Origin of the sequence: Aquabacter sediminis, from assembly GCF_028863665.1 — a bacterium.
Taxonomy (GTDB): domain Bacteria; phylum Pseudomonadota; class Alphaproteobacteria; order Rhizobiales; family Xanthobacteraceae; genus L1I39.
On the sequence record NZ_JARBFX010000028.1, the window covers coordinates 1 to 2,358 of the forward strand.

The 2,358-nt window shown below is 64.0% G+C and carries 1 protein-coding gene and 2 pseudogenes; 1 reads left to right on the forward strand and 2 read right to left on the reverse strand.

The genetic code is table 11. The annotated features are described in order from the left end of the window. Positions 1 to 367 (reverse strand): annotated as a pseudogene (locus tag PV781_RS23990) (integrase core domain-containing protein); the annotation flags it as partial. Positions 368 to 508: 141 nt separating this feature from the next. Here PV781_RS23990 and PV781_RS23995 point away from each other — a divergent pair. Continuing rightward, the gene (locus PV781_RS23995; protein WP_274778135.1) at positions 509 to 1,801 is read left to right on the forward strand and encodes an IS110 family RNA-guided transposase; all 1,293 of its coding nucleotides are present in this window, start codon (positions 509 to 511) and stop codon (positions 1,799 to 1,801) included. 215 nt (positions 1,802 to 2,016) lie between these two features. Here PV781_RS23995 and PV781_RS24000 read toward each other — a convergent pair. Next, positions 2,017 to 2,358, reverse strand: a pseudogene (locus PV781_RS24000) (DDE-type integrase/transposase/recombinase); the annotation flags it as partial.

Sequence of the window (2,358 nt, forward strand, 5' to 3'; positions counted from 1 at the left end):
GTTCGTTCTGGCGGTTGGATTTGCCCTGTCGGGCGTGCTGGGCGGCGGGAGCAGACGCGGAGCCGTTCATGTTGCGGAGCGTCTGATCCCGCCGCGGGTGGAACGTTGAGGCGAAGGCGCTTGGCGTCTGCCATCCGAGCTTGGAGTGCGGGCGGTCGGTGTTGTAATCGACCTGCCATCGGGCGAGGGCGGCCCTGGCCTGGGACAGGCTGGAGAACAGCGTCTCGTTCAACAGCTCGTCCCGCAGGCGGCCGTTGAAGCTCTCGATGAAGCCATTCTGCATCGGCTTTCCGGGCGCGATGTAGTGCCACTCGACCAGGGCCGCGTCGGTCCAGGCCAGAATGGCATTGGAGGTGAACTCGCTGCCATAGCACATCAGGAAGGAAGGAGCCTCAGCCGGCGCGCGGAGCCATTGCGTCGCGCAGCGTGCCGGCTGAGGCGGTCATGGTCGGTCAGCAGGTCTCTAAAATGACGGTGTTCAAAGCCTCATTCCGGAGACGGACCCACCATGACCACTTTGCATCCTATGCCCGATGACGTCGTTCTGGTGGCGATTGATATCGCCAAAGCGCGGAACGAGGTGCTGATCGAGACGCCCGGCCAGAAGCGGCGGCGGCGCATGACAGTCCCGAACACGCGCGCCGAGCACGATCGGCTGATCGTGCTGTTGAAGGGCTTTGGTCGGCCCGTAGCCTGCGCCATGGAGGCGACAGGCAACTATCACCGGCCGATTGCCTGGCGTTTGCACGAAGCCGGCTTCCAGGTTCGTCTGGTTTCGTCGGTGGCCCTGGCCCGCACGCGCGAGGCCCTGCACAATGGCTGGGACAAGAACGATCCCAAGGACGCCCAGGTCATTCTGCACATGCTGCGGATTGGGGCCTCGCAAGCCTACCATGATCCGCTGGCCGCCGGGATCAACGACGTCCAGGAGCTATCGAAGACCCACGAGGCGATCGCCGGCGCCAAGACACAGGTGCTGCATCGGATCCAGACACATTATCTGCCGCTCTACTTCCCGGAGGTCGAGCGCTTCCGCCGGAACAGCCGAAGCGATTGGTTCTTCGCCTTCCTGGACCAGTTTCCCACACCGGCCAGCATCACGGCATTGGACAAGCCCGCGTTCATTGAAGCTGCTTGGAGCATCGTCGGCCGGAAGGTCTCAAAGGAGCGCTTGCTCGGCGACATCTACGAGACGGCCAAGACCTCCATCGGCCTGCCTGTCCCACTCGAAGCCCCCGCCATCCGCATGTTCCGGCTTGTCATCGCCGAGGCGCGCAGCTTGATCCGCCAGCGCAATGAGATTGAGGCCATGGCCGACCAGCTCCTGGCCGAAAGCCAGGACTATAAGCGCCTGCGGCAGATTCCAGGGATCGGACCCATCATTGCCCTCGCCATTCTGGCCGAGGCCGGCGATCTCCGTCGCTTCGGCCATCATCGCCAGTTCCTGAAGTTCTGCGGCCTGGACCTCTCGACCCAGCAGTCGGGCACGTACCGCGGCCAGACCAGGTTGTCGAAGTACGGTAACGCGCGTCTTCGGCGCAACCTCTGGCTCGCCGGTCAGGTTGCGATCCGGCAGAGGGAGAACAGCTTTCGCGACAAGTTCGAGCGCTACATCGCCCGCGACCGGCACAACGCCGATCTCCGGCGCAAGGCGCTGACCGCAATCACCGCCAAGATGGCCCGTGTGGTGCACGCCATCATCAAAAGCGGTGACGATTACCGGCCCTTTGTCGAGGGGCCGGTGCCAGGTGGGAGAACCCCTCTCAGCAGTGCCGTGAGGGCGCAGCCTGCGACCCTGTAGATAATGCTCGGGTCTCCTGCCTGGATCGGTATCTCGTCTTAAGGACGGTGAGGGCCACGGCGTGCCGATGGACCCTGTGTTTGCTATGGCCGAGAACTCTTTCCTTCCCAGCAGGGGCCGCCTGGTTCGCGTATTGACGACCATCACCCCACGAGAGCAATCTTGTGGACAGAGATATGTTGCCCAATCAGCCGCTTTCCTTCCCAACATAGGACGTTGTCGCTGACGATCATCTTGGGCCGGCCGCGCTCTGCCAGAAGCCTCTCGAGTTCGCGAGCGACCCTGACCCCGGACAGCGACGTGTCCGCCACCAGCGCCAGGCACTCGCGAGTGCAGTCGTCCACGATGGCCAGCATCCGGAAGCGCCGGCCATCGGTCATCTGGTCGGCGACGAAGTCGAGCGACCAGCGCTCGTTCGGTCGCAGCGGGATCATCATCGGCGCCCGCGTCCCGATGGCCCGCTTGCGGCCACCCCGCCGACGCACCATCAGCCGTTCCTCACGATAGAGCCGGAACAACCGCTTGTGGTTGACCCGGAAGCCCTCCCGCCTGAGCAG